Origin of the sequence: Serpentinimonas raichei, from assembly GCF_000828895.1 — a bacterium.
In the GTDB taxonomy this organism is placed as follows: domain Bacteria; phylum Pseudomonadota; class Gammaproteobacteria; order Burkholderiales; family Burkholderiaceae_C; genus Serpentinimonas; species Serpentinimonas raichei.
In genome coordinates, this window is record NZ_AP014568.1 from 647619 (window position 1) to 665440 (window position 17822).

Annotated in this window: 20 protein-coding genes; 19 read left to right on the plus strand and 1 reads right to left on the minus strand. The window is 67.4% G+C overall.

Going from position 1 to position 17822, the window contains the following annotated elements; all coding sequences use genetic code 11:
• Window positions 1-131 precede the first annotated feature (131 nt).
• From SRAA_RS03095 to SRAA_RS03140, 10 genes are all read left to right on the plus strand, one after another.
• Window positions 132-1253 carry a YcjF family protein gene (locus SRAA_RS03095; RefSeq protein ID WP_045530902.1) on the plus strand — a complete coding sequence of 374 codons (1122 nt, stop codon included), beginning with the start codon at window positions 132-134 and terminating at the stop codon, window positions 1251-1253.
• Window positions 1254-1261: 8 nt separating this feature from the next.
• Window positions 1262-1570, plus strand: coding sequence for a hypothetical protein (locus tag SRAA_RS03100; protein ID WP_045530904.1), 309 nt, complete (start codon window positions 1262-1264; stop codon window positions 1568-1570).
• The gene (locus SRAA_RS03105) at window positions 1570-2211 is read left to right on the plus strand and encodes a tetratricopeptide repeat protein (RefSeq protein ID WP_052467466.1); all 642 of its coding nucleotides are present in this window, start codon (window positions 1570-1572) and stop codon (window positions 2209-2211) included. Before SRAA_RS03100 ends, SRAA_RS03105 begins: the two co-directional genes overlap by 1 nt.
• The gene (locus tag SRAA_RS03110) at window positions 2211-2483 is read left to right on the plus strand and encodes a DUF4212 domain-containing protein (protein ID WP_045530906.1); all 273 of its coding nucleotides are present in this window, start codon (window positions 2211-2213) and stop codon (window positions 2481-2483) included. The genes SRAA_RS03105 and SRAA_RS03110 overlap by 1 nt, the downstream gene beginning before the upstream one ends.
• Window positions 2484-2566: 83 nt before the next feature.
• The gene (locus tag SRAA_RS03115; RefSeq protein WP_045530908.1) at window positions 2567-4666 is read left to right on the plus strand and encodes a sodium:solute symporter family protein; all 2100 of its coding nucleotides are present in this window, start codon (window positions 2567-2569) and stop codon (window positions 4664-4666) included.
• A 92-nt stretch (window positions 4667-4758) separates the two neighbouring features.
• A complete protein-coding gene (rpsF, locus tag SRAA_RS03120) occupies window positions 4759-5124 on the plus strand; it encodes a 30S ribosomal protein S6 (protein WP_029462532.1) in 366 nt (121 codons plus the stop codon).
• Window positions 5125-5134: 10 nt separating this feature from the next.
• Window positions 5135-5455, plus strand: a complete 321-nt coding sequence (gene priB, locus SRAA_RS03125; protein WP_045530910.1) for a primosomal replication protein N — start codon at window positions 5135-5137, stop codon at window positions 5453-5455.
• Between the two features lie 13 nt (window positions 5456-5468).
• Window positions 5469-5750, plus strand: a complete 282-nt coding sequence (rpsR, locus tag SRAA_RS03130; protein WP_045530912.1) for a 30S ribosomal protein S18 — start codon at window positions 5469-5471, stop codon at window positions 5748-5750.
• Window positions 5751-5768: 18 nt separating this feature from the next.
• A complete protein-coding gene (rplI, locus tag SRAA_RS03135) occupies window positions 5769-6221 on the plus strand; it encodes a 50S ribosomal protein L9 (RefSeq protein ID WP_045530915.1) in 453 nt (150 codons plus the stop codon).
• A 102-nt stretch (window positions 6222-6323) separates the two neighbouring features.
• On the plus strand, window positions 6324-7919 hold the full coding sequence (locus SRAA_RS03140) for an FGGY-family carbohydrate kinase (RefSeq protein ID WP_231849319.1): 1596 nt from the start codon (window positions 6324-6326) through the stop codon (window positions 7917-7919).
• 26 nt (window positions 7920-7945) lie between these two features.
• Here SRAA_RS03140 and SRAA_RS03145 read toward each other — a convergent pair whose 3' ends face one another.
• Window positions 7946-8782 carry an outer membrane protein assembly factor BamD gene (locus tag SRAA_RS03145; RefSeq protein ID WP_045533184.1) on the minus strand — a complete coding sequence of 279 codons (837 nt, stop codon included), beginning with the start codon at window positions 8780-8782 and terminating at the stop codon, window positions 7946-7948.
• A gap of 33 nt (window positions 8783-8815) precedes the next feature.
• Here SRAA_RS03145 and SRAA_RS03150 point away from each other — a divergent pair, with 33 nt between their 5' ends.
• The 9 genes from SRAA_RS03150 (at window position 8816) to hisS (ending at window position 17695) form a co-directional block, all read left to right on the plus strand.
• On the plus strand, window positions 8816-9934 hold the full coding sequence (locus tag SRAA_RS03150) for an RluA family pseudouridine synthase (protein WP_231849320.1): 1119 nt from the start codon (window positions 8816-8818) through the stop codon (window positions 9932-9934).
• Window positions 9935-9950: 16 nt separating this feature from the next.
• On the plus strand, window positions 9951-10562 hold the full coding sequence (gene scpB / locus SRAA_RS03155) for an SMC-Scp complex subunit ScpB (protein WP_082040076.1): 612 nt from the start codon (window positions 9951-9953) through the stop codon (window positions 10560-10562).
• Window positions 10563-10575: 13 nt separating this feature from the next.
• Window positions 10576-11730, plus strand: a complete 1155-nt coding sequence (locus SRAA_RS03160) for a pseudouridine synthase (RefSeq protein WP_082039872.1) — start codon at window positions 10576-10578, stop codon at window positions 11728-11730.
• A 64-nt stretch (window positions 11731-11794) separates the two neighbouring features.
• Window positions 11795-12220: a nucleoside-diphosphate kinase gene (gene ndk / locus SRAA_RS03165; RefSeq protein WP_045530919.1), complete on the plus strand. Its 426-nt coding sequence runs from the start codon at window positions 11795-11797 to the stop codon at window positions 12218-12220.
• Between the two features lie 7 nt (window positions 12221-12227).
• Window positions 12228-13394 (plus strand): dual-specificity RNA methyltransferase RlmN, encoded by a 1167-nt coding sequence (rlmN, locus tag SRAA_RS03170; protein WP_045530921.1) that lies wholly within the window; start codon window positions 12228-12230, stop codon window positions 13392-13394.
• Window positions 13391-14200, plus strand: coding sequence for a type IV pilus biogenesis/stability protein PilW (gene pilW, locus SRAA_RS03175; RefSeq protein WP_052467467.1), 810 nt, complete (start codon window positions 13391-13393; stop codon window positions 14198-14200). Before rlmN ends, pilW begins: the two co-directional genes overlap by 4 nt.
• Window positions 14193-15089, plus strand: coding sequence for a helix-turn-helix domain-containing protein (locus SRAA_RS03180; protein WP_045530923.1), 897 nt, complete (start codon window positions 14193-14195; stop codon window positions 15087-15089). Before pilW ends, SRAA_RS03180 begins: the two co-directional genes overlap by 8 nt.
• 6 nt (window positions 15090-15095) lie before the next feature.
• Window positions 15096-16358, plus strand: a complete 1263-nt coding sequence (gene ispG / locus SRAA_RS03185; RefSeq protein ID WP_045530925.1) for a flavodoxin-dependent (E)-4-hydroxy-3-methylbut-2-enyl-diphosphate synthase — start codon at window positions 15096-15098, stop codon at window positions 16356-16358.
• Between the two features lie 41 nt (window positions 16359-16399).
• Window positions 16400-17695: a histidine--tRNA ligase gene (hisS, locus tag SRAA_RS03190; RefSeq protein WP_045530927.1), complete on the plus strand. Its 1296-nt coding sequence runs from the start codon at window positions 16400-16402 to the stop codon at window positions 17693-17695.
• Window positions 17696-17822 lie beyond the last annotated feature (127 nt).

Genomic DNA, 17822 nt, shown 5'->3' on the forward strand with positions numbered 1-17822 from the left:
AGTGTAGTGGCTGCGCAGCGCGGCTGCAGCCAGGGTGCAGCAGGCAGTGCCGCTGGCGTGACCCACAGGGCGCTGCTGTGAGAAGCTGCGATGGATAATGTGAATTGTCTGACCCACCAAGGATTTCCGCCATGAACCCGCAACCCCAACGCGCCCTGCTCACGATTTTGGTCCATGCCGCCATGGCCGACGGCCAAAAGGCCGACAGCGAGCGCCAGTTCATCCGCGAGCTGGCGCAGCAGCTCGACGCAGAGGCCGGCGCTGCGCAACTGTCGCAGGCGCTGCAGGATGCGCTGCTCAAGCGTGTCACGCTGGCGCAGGCGGTGGCGCAACTCGAAGACGCCGAGCAGCGCCAACTGGCTTATGAGTGGGCGCTGGCGGTGTGCGATGCCGACGGCGTGGCCAGCACCGCCGAGCAGGCGTTTTTGTCGCAACTGCGGGCACAGCTTGGGTTCACCGGAACGGCGGTGGCGCAAGAGCTCGAGCAACTGGAGCGGCAAACGCACTCGGTGGCCGCAGCCGCCTATGCCGACGATTTTCTGGACGCCGACGAGCGCACCCCAGAGGTGGCCCCGGCCGCGCAGGGATGGGCGGCAGCGCCCAAGGCCGCCATGGCCATGGCGGGTGTGGGGGCCTTGGCGGCCGGGGTGGCGGGTGCAGCGGCGCTGTCGGGGCGCAACCCGGCGCAGCAGCCGGCCCAGCGCCTGGCCCAAAATCAGCCTCAGAGCGTGGCGGGCAACCCGGCGCTGGATTCGATGATCCTGCGCTACGCCATCCTCAACGGCGCGCTGGAGCTGCTGCCGCAATCGTGGGCCACGGTGGCCATCATCCCCTTGCAGGTCAAGATGGTGTACCGCATCGGCAAGGCGCACGGGGTGGCGCTGGACCAAGGGCATATCCGAGAATTCATCGCCGCTGCCGGGGTCGGGATGGGTTCGCAGTACCTGGAGCAGTTTGGGCGCCGCCTGCTCGGTGGCCTGGTCGGCAAGATGGCTGGGCGCACGGTGGGCGGCTTGGCCGGGCGCGCCACCGGGGTGGCGTTTTCCTTTGCCACCACCTACGCGCTGGGCCAGTTGGCCAAGCGCTACTACGCCGGTGGGCGCGTGATGTCCACCGATGTGTTGCGCCAGACTTTCCAGGGTTTGCTGGGGCCGGCCAAAAACCTGCAACAGCAGCACCTGCCCGAGATTCAGGCGCGCGCGCGCACCCTGAACGCAGGCGAGGTGCTGCGTCTGGTCAAGGGCGGTATTTGAGTGGCCCCATGTTGCTGCTCGCCACCGCCCTCAAACTGATTGCCGAACTGGCCTTGTTGGCCTTGCTCGGGCGCTGGCTGCTGGTGGCTGGGTTGCGCCGCCTGGCGCCGCAGGCGCTCGAATCGAACGTGTTTCTGTGGTTGCTCGACACCCTGTGCCGCCCGTTCGTGACCGTGGCGGGCTGGCTGACGCCACGCTGGGTGCTGCGCCAGCACCTGCCGCTGGTGGCTTTTTGCCTGCTGACGGGGCTGTGGTTGGCTGCCACCGTGCTCAAGCTCCAGTGGTGCCTTGAAGTGGGGTTGGAGCAATGCCGCTAATGGCTGCGCGCGTGGCGGCCCTTGGGTGGCAAGGGCTGGGGCCGGCCTTGGCGGGCGCGGCCACCTTGCTGGGTGGGCAGGGCTTGGGGGCGCGGGTGTGGCTGTGGTGTTGGCGGCGCAACCGCCTCGACGCCGCCGCGCTCGCCGCGCTGGCTTACTGGCGCGCCCGCAGCGGGCGCCCGCGCGCTGCCTTGCGCTGGCAAGGGCGCTGTGTGCAACTGCGGCCCCAGAGCGGCCAAGCCCATTTCAACCTTGGCTTCTTGCTGGAGCAGTTGCAGCAAGACGAGGCCGCCCGGTTGGCTTTCGAGCGCGCCACCGAACTGGCGCCGCAGCTCGATCTGGCCTGGTTTGGGCTGGCGCGCTGCCTCGAGCGCCAAGGTCGGCTCGACGAAGCCTTGCAGGCCTACCAACGCAACGCCACGCTGCAACCCTGGAGCCCGCACGCGCACGCGGCGATGGCGCGGCTGCAGCAGCGGCTGGGGCGGCCCGAGCAGGCGCAAGCCCTGATCGCGCACCTGCGCGGCTTCGAGCCCCGGGTGGCGGCCGCTTTGCAACAGGAGTTGCAGCCTAGGGGGCCCGCGCCGGGCCGGGCGGCAGCGCATCCCTTGGTGGGCACCCGCACGCAGCAGGAGGCGGCCTGATGCGCGACCGGGCCTTGTACTGGCGCCGCATCAAGGCGTTGACGCTTTTGCTGCTGCTGGTCTGGTTTGGCGTCACTTTCGGAGTGAGTTTTTACGCCCGTGAGTGGGATTTCTATTTTTTCGGCTGGCCCTTTGGTTTTTGGGTCGCGGCTCAGGGGGCGATCGTGGTCTATGGCCTGCTGATCGCGTTCTATGCCTGGGCGGCCAACCGGCTCGACGACCTCCACGGGGTGGTCGAGCCGCCTGATATCCACGAGCCCCGGCGCCACTGAAGTGAACATACCCCCACGCGCGCTGCGCTCGCTGCCCCCCGAGGGGGCGCTTCAGTGGCTTCGGGCGTCCGGGCGCCACTGAAATGAGCATGCCCCCACGCTCGCCGCCCGCCAAGCCGACCGCACAGCGCAGCTTTGAACGCCAACTGCACAAGGTTTTTTTGCTCTACACCGGGGCGTTTTTGCTGTTTGTGGGGTGTCTGGCGTTGCTGGAGCAGATGGGGCTGCCGCGGCATTGGATCGGCATGAGTTTTTTGCTGGGCAACATCGTGGTCTATGCGGCGATCGGCATCCTGAGCCGCACCGTCGATCCGGTCGAGTATTACGTGGCCGGGCGGCGGGTGCCGGCGTTTTACAACGGCATGGCCACCAGCGCCGACTGGATGTCGGCCGCCTCCTTCATCGGTCTGGCCGGCACGCTCTACATGCATGGCTACAGCGGGCTGGCGTTCGTGCTGGGCTGGACCGGTGGCTATTGCCTCGTGGCCTTTTTCATGGCGCCCTATCTGCGCCGTTTTGGGCAGTTCACCATCCCCGATTTTCTGGCCGAGCGCTACGGCGGGCTGTGGCCGCGCCTGTTGGGCATCGCAGCCGCCATCCTGTGCTCCTTCGTCTACATCGTGGCGCAAATCTATGGCGTCGGGCTGATCACCTCGCGCCTGACCGGGGTGGCGTTCGAGGTCGGCGTGTTCCTGGGTTTGGGCGGGATCTTGGTTTGCTCCTTTTTGGGTGGCATGCGCGCCGTCACCTGGACCCAGGTGGCGCAATACATCGTGCTGATCATCGCCTACCTGGTGCCGGTGGTGTGGCTGTCGGTGCAGCAGACCGGTTCGCCGTTGCCGCAACTGGTCTATGGGCAGCAGTTGCAACTGATCACCGAGCGCGAGCAGGAGCTGATGCGCGACCCGGCCGAGTTGCAGGTGCGCGCCATCTACCAGCAGCAGGCCCTGTTGCTGCAAGAGCGGCTGCAAGACCCAGAGCTGGCGCTGGAGCGCTTGCGCGTGCTGGCGCGCGAGCGGGTGCAGGCGCTGCGCGATTTCAATGCCTCGCCATCGGTGATTGCCCAAGCGGAGCAGGATTTGGCAGCGCTGCCGCGCGACCCCCGCAGCGCCCGCCTGCTGTGGGAGCGCCAGTTGCAGGAGGCGCAGCAAAAATCGCTGCCGCTGGGCGGCATGCAGCCGCACGCGCAGGCTTTTGCGGGCGACCCCGACGGCAGCCCGGCCGAGCAGCAGGCGTTTCACGAGTCGCGCCTGAACTTTTTGGCGCTGGTGTTTTGCCTGGTGGTGGGCACCGCCGCCTTGCCGCATATCTTGATGCGCTACTACACCGTGCCCAATGCCCGGGCGGCGCGGCAGTCGGTGGCGTGGTCGCTGCTGTTCATCGGCTTGCTCTACGTGAGCGCGCCGGCGCTGGCGGTGATGGTCAAGTTCGAGGTTTTTCATGTGCTGGTGGGCACCCCGTTTGACCAGTTGCCCGACTGGGTGGCGGCTTGGAGCCGCATCGACGCCGAGCTGCTGCGCGTCAGCGACGTGAACCTCGACGGTCTGCTGCAGCTCAACGAAATCAGCATCGGCTCCGACATCATCGTGCTGGCCGCACCCGAAATCGCTGGCCTGCCCTATGTGATTGCGGCGCTGGTGGCGGCGGGCGGGCTGGCGGCGGCGCTCTCGACCGCCGACGGGCTGCTGCTGACCATGGCCAACGCGCTCAGCCACGATCTGTACTACAAAATGATCGACCCGCACGCCTCCACCGCGCGGCGGGTCACGGTCTCCAAGGTGGTGCTGCTGGTGGTGGCGCTGGCGGCGGCCTATGTGGCGGCGCAAAAACCGGCCGATATTTTGTTCATGGTGTCGGCGGCGTTTTCGCTGGCCGGGGCTGCTTTTTTTCCGGCGCTGGTGCTGGGCATCTTCTGGAAACGCACCACCGGCAGCGCGGCGGTGCTGGGCATGCTCAGCGGCCTCGGGGTCACGCTGTACTACATGATCAGCACCCAGCCGTGGCTGCGCTCGGTCTTTGGTGTCGAGGGACCGGTCGATCTGTGGTGGGGGATCGAGCCGATTTCGGCCGGGGTGTTTGGGGTGCCGGTGGGCTTTGCCGTCATGGTGGCCGTGAGCCTGGTGACGCGGCGTCCGCCGCTGCGCGTGCAGGCCCTTGTGGAGCAGGTGCGAAGCGGGTTATAATTCCAAGCTTATCTTGCCGCACCCCAACCGACGCTGGGGGCGGCTTTGTCTCGCAGCTCTGTTGGTTGCGAGAAAATCCACAAGGAGTGTGCATGCGTCATTTTGAAATCATCATGTTGATCCACCCGGATCAGAGCGAACAGGTGCCCGCCATGCTGGAGCGCTACAAGGGCATGATCGCCGCTGGCGGCGGTCTGATCCACCGCATCGAAGACTGGGGTCGGCGCCAAATGGCCTACCAGATCAACAAGCTGTCGAAGGCGCACTACCTGTGCATCAACATCGAGGCCAATCAGGCCGTGATGGCCGAACTCGACCACGCCTTTCGCTTCAACGACGCCGTGTTGCGCCACCTCGTGGTGCAGCGCAAGCAGGCCGACACCGGCCCATCGGCCATGATGCGCTCGGTGGAGCGCGAAGAGTCGCGCAAGGCCAATCAGCAAGAGGCCGCTGCTTAAGTGGCTGCCCGTGGCTGAACCCGCAACCGAGGCCCGCAACCCGCACAACCGCCTGCACCTAGAAGCCACCGTGGTGGGAAGCAACCCGCTGCGCTATACCCCGGCTGCCATACCCGTGATCGATGTGCTGCTCGAGCACCAGTCATTGCAGCTTGAGTCGGGGCAGCAGCGTCAGGTGGCGTTGCAGCTCAAGGCGGTGGGTTTTGGTGCCATAGCCGAGTCACTGGCCAAGCTGCCGCTGGGGGTGCTGCTGCAAGCACAGGGCTTTTTGGCCCACACCCGCAACGGCAAGGGGATCGTGTTGCACATTCAAGAATTTAAACTCATTTGAGGAAGCTATTATCATGCCAGCTCCGAAACGTTTCAATAAAGACAAGCGCCCCAAGCGCAACACCCAGTCGCTTTTGTTCAAGCGCAAAAAATTCTGCCGCTTCACCGTGGCCGGCGTGGTCGAGGTGGACTACAAAGACGTCGATGTGCTGCGCGATTTCATCTCGGAAAACGGCAAGATCACCCCGGCCCGTCTGACCGGCACCCGTGCCTTTTACCAGCGTCAGGTGACGACGGCGATCAAGCGCGCGCGCTTTCTTGCCCTGCTGCCGTACTCCGACCAGCACCGCGTCTAAGCGCAAGGAGCCTCAATCATGCAAATCATTCTGCTCGACAAAGTCATCAACCTCGGCAACCTGGGCGATGTGGTCAAGGTCAAAGACGGTTACGCCCGCAACTTCCTGATCCCCAACGGGCGCGCCCGCCGCGCCACCCAAGCCGCTGTGGCCGAGTTTCAGGCGCGCCGCGCCGACCTCGAAACGGCTGCTGCGGCCAAGCTCGCCAGCGCCCAAGAGCTGGGCGCCAAGCTCGGCGGCGTGGGCCTGAAGCTGTCGCAAAAAGCCGGTGTCGATGGCCGCCTGTTTGGCTCGGTCACCAACCACGACATCGCCGACGCGCTGGGCCGCCAAGGCTTTGCCGTCAACAAGGCCCAGGTGCGCATGCCCAACGGCCTGCTCAAGAACGTGGGCGAGTACACGGTGCAAGTGGCCTTGCACACCGACGTGGTGGTCGATGTCAACGTCAGCGTGCTGGGCGAAACCGCTTAAGGCGGTCCTGTTCAGCCTTGGCGTGATAAAAACCGGCTGCGGCCGGTTTTTTTATGCGCCACGCGCAAAATCAGCGCTCTAAACTTTTTTGCTCTGACCGCTTTGGAACACCTGCTCGCCATCGACAACGGCACGCAAAGCGTGCGCGCGCTGCTGTTCGATCTGCAAGGCAACTTGGTGGCCAAGTCGCAGGTGCCGCTGACCGCGTATTTCTCCGACCAGCCCGGCTGGGTCGAGCACCCGGTCGAGGGCTACTGGAGCGCCTTGTGCGCCGCTTGTCAGGCGCTGTGGGTCAACTGCCCGGTGCCTAAATCGTCGATCAAAGGGGTGTCGGTCACCACCCAGCGCGGCACCGTGATCAACCTCGACGCCCAAGGCCAACCCCTGCGCGCCGCGATGGTCTGGCTGGACCAGCGCCGCACCGAGCAGGTGCCGCGCCTGAGCTGGTGGTGGCGCGCCGGCTTTGGGCTGCTGGGGGTGGGTGAGACCATCGATCAGGTGATCGCCCAGGCCGAAGCCAACTGGATTGCCGCCCACCAGCCCGACATCTGGCAGCGCACCGACAAGTTTTTGCTGCTCTCGGGCTACCTGAACCACCGCCTGTGCGGGCAGTTCATCGACTCGATCGGCTCGCAGGTCGGCTACCTGCCCTTCGACTACAAGGGCCAGCGCTGGGCCGGCGCGCTGGACTGGAAATGGCAGGCGCTGGCCCCGATCAAGCGCCGCATGTTGCCCGAGCTGGTTCCACCCGGCACGGTGATGGGTCAAATCAGCGCCGCCGCGGCGCAGCAGACCGGCATTCCGGTCGGCTTGCCGTTGCTGGCCGCCGCCGCCGACAAGGCCTGCGAGGTGCTGGGGGCCGGTTGCCTGGACTCGCACATCGGCTGCCTCTCCTATGGCACCACGGCCACCATCAACAGCACCACCCGGCGCTATGTCGAGGTCAGCCCCTTCATTCCACCGTATCCGGCGGCGCTGCCGGGCCACTACAGCACCGAGGTGCAGATTTTCCGTGGCTACTGGATGGTGAACTGGTTCAAGGAAGAGTTCGGTTTGCAAGAGCAACTGCGCGCCGCCGAGCAGGGGGTGGCGGTGGAGACGCTGTTTGAACAACTCGTCGATGCGGTGCCGCCGGGATCGATGGGGCTGCTGCTGCAACCCTACTGGACGCCGGGGCTGCGCCATCCGGGGCCGGAAGCCCGTGGTGCCATGATCGGTTTTAGCGACGTGCACAACCGGGCCCATTTTTACCGCGCCATCCTGGAGGGCTTGGCCTATGCCCTGCGCCAAGGCAAGGAGCGCATCGAGCAGCGCAGCGGGGTGCCGATCACGGCCTTGCGCGTCTCGGGCGGCGGCTCGCAAAGCGATGCCGCCATGCAACTGACGGCCGATGTGTTTGGGCTCGAGACCGCGCGCCCCCATGTGTACGAGACCTCGGGCCTGGGGGCGGCGATCGACGCCGCGGTGGGCTTGGGGCTGCACCCCAATTTCCCGTCAGCGATTGCCAGCATGACGCGCATCGGCCGAACTTTCGAGCCCAACGCCAACAACCGGCAGATCTACGACGAGCTGTATGCCCGTGTGTACTGCCAGATGTACGAGCGCTTGTTGCCGCTGTACCGCGAGATTCAGGACATCACCACGCAGGTGGCGCAGGCTGGCGCCAAGGCGCAGCAAGGCCGCTCAGGCAGGCAATAGCAGCCGTGGAAGCGCCCGCTGCGGGCCTACCACAGGCGCCACCACGGGGCGCGTTCGGCCGCCGCGCCTTGGCCCAAGAAGGCGCTTTGCGGGAAGTTGAGCACCAGCACGCGGCGCGCATCGGCGGCCAGATCGGTCATGCCCAGCGCCTGGTAGGAGCGGTATTTGAGGTAGAGCGCTTCTTCGGCGGCCGGCACGCCTTGGAAGTCGGTCAGCGCCACCTGGGCGCGGTTGATGGCGGCCACGTAGGCGCCACGGCTAAAGTAGTAGCGCGCCACGTTGACTTCGGACTGCGCCAGCGAATTCACGATGTGCGCCAGACGCAGCCGCGCGTCGGGGGCGTAGCGCGATTCGGGGAAGCGATCGACCAATTCACGAAAGGCCTCGAAGGATTGACGGGCCGCCCGCTGGTCGCGCTCGGACAGATCGACATTGGCCAAGAAGCCCAAAAAGCCGAGGTTGTCTTGGAAGTTGACCAAGCCCTTGAGGTAGAGCGCGTAGTCGAGCGCCGGGCTGGCCGGGTGCAGGCGCATGAACCGGTCCAGCGTGGCGATGGCCTGCGCCTGTTCACCGGCGCGGTAGTGAGCGAAGGCTTTTTCGAGCTGCGCTTGCTGCGCCAGCAAGGTGCCGGCGGCGCGGCCCTCGAGGCGCTCGAACAGCGTGATGGCGCGCTCGAAGTTGCCCCGCTCGCGCTCGGCCACGGCCTCGGCGTGCAGGCGGTTGGGGCTCCAGTCGGCGGTGGGATCGGCGGTTGGGCCGCTGGCGCAGGCGCTCAGCAGCACGACCGCAACGGCCAGCGCCGCAAAGGAACGGCCTGCACGGGCTCGCGCCGGGGCGAGAGCGGATAATCGGCTCAGAAACATCGTGTGCATACCTTCGCGTAGCAGGACCAAAGATTGACGAAACCCATTATATCGACGCCGCCCCATCTGCTGGCTGGCGCAGCCCTCGACCCGGCCGGGTTGTCAAGCCAGCGCGAGCCCGTAGGGGCGCCGCCAGCGCCAACCGAAGAGGAGGCCGACGACGCCCCGGATGCGCTTGAATGCCGCCAGTGGGAGGCGGAAATCGGCGAGCACGGCCAGCGCATCGACCGGGTGCTGGCGGCGCGGCTGCCAGCGCTTTCACGGGCGTGGCTGCAAAACCTGATCGGGCAGGGGGCCTTGCGGCTCAATGCCAGCGTGTGCCAGAAACCGGCCCACAAGCTGCGTGTGGGCGACCGCATCGAGATCGAGCTGCGCCCCACCGCCCAAGCCAGCGCCTTTGTGCCCGAGCCCATGGCGCTGCAACCGCTGTACGAAGACGCGCACCTGCTGGTGCTCGACAAGCCGGTGGGTTTGGTGGTGCATCCGGCGGCTGGGCATTGGGGCGGCACCTTGCTCAATGGCTTGCTGGCCCACCACGCGGGGGCGACGATGTTGCCGCGCGCGGGCATCGTGCACCGGCTCGACAAAGACACCAGTGGCCTGATGGTGGTGGCCAAAACGCAGGCCTGCTTTGATGCCTTGGTGCGCCAGATCGCCCTGCGTCAGGTGCATCGGGTCTATCTGGCGCTGGTGCATGGCGCGTGGCGGCATGGGCCCGAGCACGCGATCGAGCAGCCGATCGGGCGCGATCCGCGCCAGCGCCTGCGCATGGCCGTCCTTGGCCCCGAGCACTCGGGCGCCAAGCCGGCCTTGACGCATGTGCGGCCGCTGGCCGTGGGCAGCCAAAGCAGCTTGCTGGGCTGCAAGCTGCACACCGGCCGCACGCACCAGATTCGGGTGCACCTGGCTTGGTCGGGGCACGCGCTGGTGGCCGATCCGCTCTATGGCGGCCCGCCCGCGCTGGGTTTGCAGCGGCAAGCCTTGCACGCGCACCAGTTGGCCTTGCGCCACCCCCACAGCGGGCAGTGGATGCACTGGCACTGCCCGGCCCCGCCCGACCTGATGCAGGCCCTGGAAGCGGCGGGGCTGCACTACAATCCAAAGCCATTGTGGGCACTCGACACCGAGCCGGTTGCCACCGACGACGATTGATCGGCAAGCCATGGCCATGAACCCTGTCGCGCTGCCCCTGCTCCTAGAAGCCGTGCTGCTGTGTGCCCCCGAGCCGGTCTCGCTGCAGCAGCTCGGCGCCGTGTTCGAGGGCGAGGTGGCACCTGCGGCGCTGGAGGCGGCCTTGCACGGCTTGCAGCAAAGCTGGTCCGAGCGCGGGCTGGAATTGGTCCAAGTGGGGCCGGGTTGGTGTTTTCGCAGCCGCGCGGAGGTGCGGCCTTACCTCGAGCGCCTGCACCCCGAAAAGCCGCCCAAATACAGCCGCGCCGTGCTCGAGACCTTGGCCATCGTGGCCTATCGACAGCCCGTCACGCGCGGCGAAATGGAAGATTTGCGCGGTGTCAGCATCCACAGTGGGATTTTGAAACAACTCGAAGCGCGCGGCTGGATTGAGGTGGTGGGGCAGCGCCAAACGCCCGGCCGGCCCGCCTTGTACGCCACCACGCCCCAGTTTTTGCGCGACCTTGCCCTGCCGTCCTTGGCCGAACTGCCCTTGGTGCCCGCCGCCGCTGAGCCGATGCGTGGGTCGAAAGAAACGCCGGCGCCCAGGTTGCCGGGTTTTGCCCCGCCACCCGGCCGCCCTGCCGCCCAGCCCACGCCACCCCTTTAATGCCGCCATCCGAATGAGCCCTCCAGTGAACCGCAAAACCCCTTCCATCCGCCCCGCCGAAGCAGCTTCCGAAGCGGCCACCGCACCCATTCCTGCGCCAGACGCCGTTGCGGTGGGCTTCGAGGCTGTGGTCTCGGGCGCCTTCGATGCCGATTTGCAGGTGCCACCCGCACCCGACGAGCCCGCGCAGCCCTCCAAGCGGGTGCTGGAGCCCGAGGCCGAAGCGCCCAAGCTGCACAAGGTGTTGGCGCAGGCCGGGCTGGGCTCTAGGCTGGAGATGGAGCGCCTGATCGCCCAAGGCCAGATCACGGTCAACGGCGAGCCGGCCCACGTGGGGCAACGCATCCAGCAAGGCGACGCCATCCGCATCGATGGCCGCCCGATCAAGCTGCGCATCGCGCCGCTGCCGCCGCGCGTGCTGGCCTATCACAAGCCGGCCGGTGAGGTGGTGACGCACGACGACCCGCAAAACCGCCCCACCGTGTTTCGCCGCCTGCCGCGCCTGTACAGCGGCAAGTGGCAGTCGGTTGGGCGGCTCGACATCAACACCGAGGGGCTGCTGCTGTTGACCAATTCGGGCGAGCTGGCGCATTTGCTGATGCACCCCAGCTTTGGCCTGCAACGCGAATACGCGGTGCGCGTGCTGGGTGCCTTGAGCCTGGAGGAAAAGCAAAAGCTGCTCGATGGGGTGCAGCTCGAAGACGGTCCGGCGCAGTTTCAAACGCTCGAAGAGGGTGGTGGTGAAGGGGCCAACTGCTGGTACCGGGTGACGATCGCCGAAGGCCGCAACCGCGAGGTGCGGCGCATGTTCGAGTCGCTCGGGCACGCGGTGAGCCGCCTGATCCGCATCCGCTATGGGGCCGTGGCGCTTCCGCGCGGCTTGCGCCGGGGGGTGTGGATGGAGCTCGACGCGCGCGACGTGGCGCGCCTGACCGAGGCCACGGGCATGGACCGCACGCTGGAATCGCGCGCGCGCCAGTTCCAGCCCCCGGCGCCGCCCAAGCGCCAGCCTTCAAGGGGCCGCAGCCAGGGGCCGCGCCCGAGCGCGCCCAAACTGGTCGATGGCGCGCCCATGCCGCGCAACACCGGCCGCATCAGCGCCCGCGCGCCCAGCCCAGGGCCCAAACGCGGCGCCGCGCGCGGCCCCAAACCCGGTGCTCCGCGCTAAGAGCGGGTTAGAATCACGGGCTTAATCCAACTCACCCCACACGACTCCTTTCAGGATACCCCTCATGGCCATTGAGCGCACCCTCTCCATCATCAAGCCCGACGCCGTCGCCAAAAACGTGATCGGCCAGATCACCAGCCGCTTCGAAGCCGCTGGCCTCAAGGTCGTCGCCGCCAAACTGGTGCAGCTCTCGCGCGCCGAGGCCGAGCAGTTCTACGGTGTGCACCGCGCCCGCCCCTTCTTCAAAGACTTGGTGGACTTCATGCTCTCGGGCCCGGTCATGATCCAGGTGCTCGAGGGCGAAGACGCCATCGCCAAGAACCGCGACCTGATGGGCGCCACCGACCCGAAGAAGGCCGCGCCGGGCACCATCCGCGCCGACTTCGCCGACAGCATCGACGCCAACGCCGTGCACGGCTCCGACGCCCCCGAAACCGCCGCCGCCGAAGTGGCTTTCTTCTTCGCCGGCCTCAACGTCTACTCCCGCTGACCATGCAATGACGGCCAATTTGCTCGGTTTCGACCTCGACGGGTTGGCCGCCTTTTGCGAGCGGCTGGGGGAAAAGCGCTTTCGCGCAGTGCAGCTGCTGCGCTGGATGCACCAGCACGGCGAATCCCGCTTTGACCAGATGAGCGACTTGGCGCGCAGCCTGCGCGAGAAGCTGCCCGGCCTGTGCGAAGTGCGCGCGCTGCCGGTGCTGGCGCAGCAGGAGTCGGCCGACGGCACCATCAAGTGGCTGTTCGATGTCGGCGACGGCAACGCGGTCGAGACCGTTTTCATCCCCGAAGAAGGGCGTGGCACGCTGTGCATCTCCTCGCAAGCCGGTTGTGCCGTGGGCTGCCGCTTTTGCAGCACCGGCGCTCAAGGTTTTAGCCGCAACCTGAGCACGGCCGAAATCGTGGCCCAGCTCTGGTTTGCCGAACATTTTCTGCGCCGCCACCTAGGCCACCAAGAGCGGGGCTTGAGCGAGCGCGTGATCAGCAACGTGGTGCTCATGGGCATGGGCGAACCGCTGCAAAACTACGCCGCGCTGCTGCCGGCGCTGCGCCTGATGCTCGACGACCACGGCTACGGCCTGTCGCGCCGGCGCGTCACGGTCTCGACCTCGGGCGTGGTGCCGATGATCGAGCGCCTAGCCGCCGACTGCCCGGTGGCGCTGGCGGTGTCGCTGCACGCGCCCACCGACGCGCTGCGCGACGAGCTGGTGCCGCTGAACCGCAAATACCCGATCGCCGAGCTGCTCGACGCCTGCCTGGCCTACCTGCCCCGGGCCCCGCGCGACTTCATCACCTTCGAATACTGCATGCTCGACGGCGTCAACGACCAAGACCTGCACGCCGAGCAACTGATCGCGCTGCTGCAAGGGCACCGTGGCCAAGGTGTTCCGTGCAAGGTGAACCTGATACCCTTCAACCCCTTTCCCGCCTCCGGCCTGCGCTGCTCCAGCCGGGCCCGGGTGCTATCCTTTGCGCAGCGGCTCAATGCCGCCGGCCTCGTCACCACGGTGCGCAAGACGCGCGGCGACGACATCGACGCCGCCTGCGGCCAACTGGCCGGCGAGGTGCTGGACCGCACCGGGGTGTCTGAGCGCCGCGAGCAGCAAGCGGCGCTGGCCAACCCACAGCCCGTGATTTGGCGCAAGCCACCCGAGAAGGTGTCATGAATAGTCGAATCATTGCGCTGTGGCGCACCAGTCTGGTGCTGGGTTTGTGCCTGGGGTTGTGGGCCTGTGCCGCCGCACCGGGTGGCGCGGCCAGCGAACAACCGCTGATGGCGGGCATCACCGAACCCACGGATGCGCAGCGCCGGGCCCAGATCCGGCTCGAACTGGCGGCGGCTTTTCTGGAAAACAACCAACCTGCCGTGGCGCTGGAGGAGATCAACCGCGCCGTGCAGGCCGACCCGAACCTGGCGGCGGCGCACAACCTGCGCGGGCTGGTGCTGATGCAGCTCAACGAGTTTGCGCTGGCCGAGCAGAGTTTGCAGCAGGCCTTGCGGCTGGCGCCGCGCGACGGCGACAGTTGGCACAACCTCGGTTGGCTGCAATGCCAGCAGGGGCGCTTTGGGGAGGCGATGCAGTCTTTCGCACGCGCCTTGCAAGCCCCGAACTACCCGGCGCTGCCGCGCTCTTGGATGGCCCAAGGCATCTGCCAGGCGCGCGCTGGCCAAAGCGCCGAAGCGGTGCAAAGCCTGGCCCGCTCTTTCGAGCTCGATCCTGGCAATCCCATCACGCTCTACAACCTGGCCCTGCTGCTGCACCAGCGCCAGGATAGCGAGCGCGCCCGCTTTTACCTGCGCCGGCTCAACAATTCCGAATTTGCCAACGCCGAGTCGCTCTGGTTGGGCGTGAAAATTGAAAACCGGCTGCAAAACCGCGAGGCAGCGCAGCAACTGGGGCGCCAGCTGCAACGCCGCTTCCCCGACTCGCGCCAAGCCAATGCCTACGAACGAGGGGCTTTCGATGAATGAGCTGCGCCCCGAGCCGCCCGCTGACGCTGCGGGCGGCGCCACCGGTGCCGCTGCTGCGGGGGTTTTGACCTTGCGCCAAGCGCGCGAGCGTGCTGGAGTGCACGCGGCGGCCTTGGCGGCTACGCTCAAAGTGCCGCTGCGTCAGCTCGAAGCGCTGGAGTCTGGGCGCTACGACGAGTTGCCCGACCTGACCTTTGCCCGGACCCTGGCCTTGAGCGTGTGCCGCCAGCTCAAGCTCGATCCGGGTCCGGTGCTGGCCCAAATGCCCACGGCCGGCCAAGTGCGGCTGGGTGCATCCGACACCGCCTTGCACACGCCCATGCCGCAGGAGGGGGTTTCAGTGCTGGCGCGCGCCGTGGCGGTGCCCTTGCAATCGCTATCCAAGCCCTTGGCGGTCGCCGTGCTGCTGCTGGTGGTGGCCTTGGCGCTCTGGTTTTTGCTGCCGCAGCAACCAGCGCCCGCGCCAGTCCCAGAGCCCGCACCGCTGGCAGAACCCGCAGCGCCGCCGCTGACGAGCGGCCCCGATGCGGCTGCGCCCGCTGAAGCGCCTGCTCCCGTTGCAATCCCGCCCGCACCGCCCGCACCGCCCCCCGTCCCCGTCCCCGTCCCCGTCCCTGCTGCCCCCGTCTCCGCCACTCCCGCCACCGCCACCGTCGCCCCGCTGCGCCTCAGCGCGAGCCAAAGCGCCTGGGTGCAAGTCACCGGGGCCTCGGGACGGGTGCTGCTGCAGCGGCATCTGCAAGCGGGCGAAGCGCTGGACTTTGCCGACGACCTGCCGCTGCAAGTGGTGGTCGGCCGCGCCGACGCGGTCCAAGTGGCCGTGCGCGGCCAGGCGCTCGATTTGGCTGCACACAGCCGCAACAACGTGGCCCGCCTGCAAGTGAGGTGAACTGAAATGAATTTGCACGACCATCCGCCGCCCCTGACCGAGATCCCGCGCCGCAAGACGCACCAAGGCATCGTGCGCTGGGGCGCGCACCAGGTGCCGCTCGGTGGCGACGCGCCGGTGCGGGTGCAGTCGATGACCAACACCGACACCGCCGACGCCATCGGCACCGCGATTCAGGTCAAGGAGCTGGCCGAGGCCGGCTCCGAGCTGGTGCGCATCACCGTCAACAACGACGAGGCCGCGCGCGCCGTGCCGCACATCCGCGAGCAGCTCGACCGCATGGGCGTCGTGGTGCCGCTGATCGGCGACTTCCACTACAACGGACACCGCCTGCTGCAAGACCATCCGGCGATGGCACAGGCGCTCTCCAAGTACCGCATCAACCCCGGCAACGTCGGCAAGGGCGACAAAAAAGACAAGCAATTCGCCCAGATGGTCGAGGCCGCGCTGCGCTGGGACAAGCACATCCGCATCGGCGTCAACTGGGGCAGCCTAGACCAAGAACTGCTGGCCAGCCTGATGGACGAAAACGCCCGCCGCACCCAGCCGTGGCAGCCGCGCCAGGTGATGATCGAGGCGCTCATCAGCTCGGCGCTGCAATCGGCGCAGCAGGCCCAGGCCATGGGCATGCAGCCGGGCGACATCGTGCTCTCGTGCAAGGTGAGTGGGGTGCAAGACCTGATCGCGGTCTATCAAGAGCTGCACCGGCGCTGCGACTACCCGCTGCACCTGGGCCTGACCGAAGCCGGCATGGGCGTGCGCGGCACCGTGGCCTCGGCGGCGGCCCTGTCGGTGCTGCTGCAGCAGGGCATAGGCGACACCATCCGCGTCTCGCTCACGCCGCAGCCGGGCGAGTCGCGCACCCAAGAGGTGGTGGTGGCACTCGAAATCGTGCAGGCGCTGGGGCTGCGCAGCTTCGTGCCCAGCGTCACCGCCTGCCCGGGTTGCGGGCGCACCACCAGCACCGTGTTCCTCGATCTGGCGAAACAGATCGACGACTACCTGCGCTCCTCCATGCCGGGCTGGCGCGAGCGCTACCCCGGGGTGGAAAACCTCAAGGTGGCGGTGATGGGTTGCATCGTCAACGGCCCGGGCGAGAGCAAACACGCCGACATCGGCATCAGCCTGCCGGGCACCGGCGAGGCCCCGGCGGCGCCGGTGTTCATCGACGGCGAAAAGCGCCTGACCCTGCGCGGCGAGCAGATTGCGGCCGAGTTTCAGCAGATCGTGCAAAACTACATCGAACAGCGCTTTGGCGCGCGGCCCTGAGCGGCGCGTGCGGCAGCGGTTTTATTCCTCATTTCCAAATCATGGCTGAACCCTTGCGTGCCGTCAAAGGCATGAACGATATTTTTGCGCCCGCTTCCGGCCACTGGGAGTGGCTGGAGGCCAAGGTGCGCGAGCTGATGGCGCGCTACGCCTACCGCAACGTGCGCACCCCGATCGTCGAGCCGACGGCGCTGTTCGTGCGCGGCTTGGGCGAAGTGACCGACATCGTCGAAAAAGAGATGTACTCCTTCGAGGACCGGCTCAACGGCGAGCAGCTCACGCTGCGCCCCGAGGCCACGGCTGGCGTGGTGCGCGCGGTGCAAGAGCACAACCAGCTCTACGACGGCCCCAAGCGCCTGTACTACCTCGGGCCGATGTTTAGACACGAGCGCCCGCAGCGCGGCCGCTACCGCCAGTTTCACCAGGTGGGGGCGGAGGCGCTGGGTTTTGCCGGCCCCGATGTGGATGCCGAACTCATCGCCTTGGCCGCCGATTTGTGGGCCGAGCTGGGCCTGAGCGGCATCACGCTCGAACTCAACAGCCTGGGCCAGCCCAATGAGCGGCTGGCGCACCGCCAGGCGCTGATCGCCTACCTGGAGCAGCACCTCGATCGGCTCGACGAGGACGCGCGCCGGCGCCTCTACAGCAACCCGCTGCGCGTGCTCGACACCAAAAACCCCGACCTGCAGGCGCTGGTGGAAGCGGCGCCGAAGCTGATCGACTACCTCGGGGCGGCTTCGCTGGCGCATTTCGAGGCCTTGCGCGCCTTGCTCGATGCGCAAGGCATCACCTACCGCCTCAATCCGCGCCTGGTGCGCGGGCTGGACTACTACAACCTGAGCGTGTTCGAGTTCGTCACCGACACCCTCGGGGCGCAGGGCACGGTCTGCGCCGGCGGGCGCTACGACGGCCTGCTGGAGCAGATCGGCGGCAAGGCGGCCCCGGCGGTGGGTTGGGCGCTGGGCATGGAGCGCATCCTGGAGCTGCTTAAAGTGCAAGGCAAGCTGCCGCCGCTGCCGGTGCCCGACTGCTACGCCGTGGTGCCGCAGCCCGAGGCCATGGCGCAGGTGCTGGCGCTGCTGCGCCCCTTGCGCGCCGCCGGGCTGGCGGTGCAGATGCACGGCGCTGGCCCAGAGGGCTTGAGCAGCATGAAGGCGCAGTTCAAAAAGGCCGACGCCAGCGGCGCGCGCTACGCGCTGGTGTTTGGCGCCGCCGAACTCGCTGCCGGGCAGGTGGCGGTCAAGCCGCTGCGCGCCGACGCCACGGGCTCGATACAAGAGCAGACCCTGCTGCCGCTGGCCGAAGTGGGGCAGTGGGCGGCGCGCTTGCGCGCTTAGCGCCGCCGCGGCGGGCAGCCCAACGGGGTCTGCTTGGCGCGCTGTTCGGCCAGCCCGGCGGGCCAGCGCCTACAATCGGCGCACGACAGGGCCCGAACCGGCCCAGACCCGCCACACCCACCTGTGG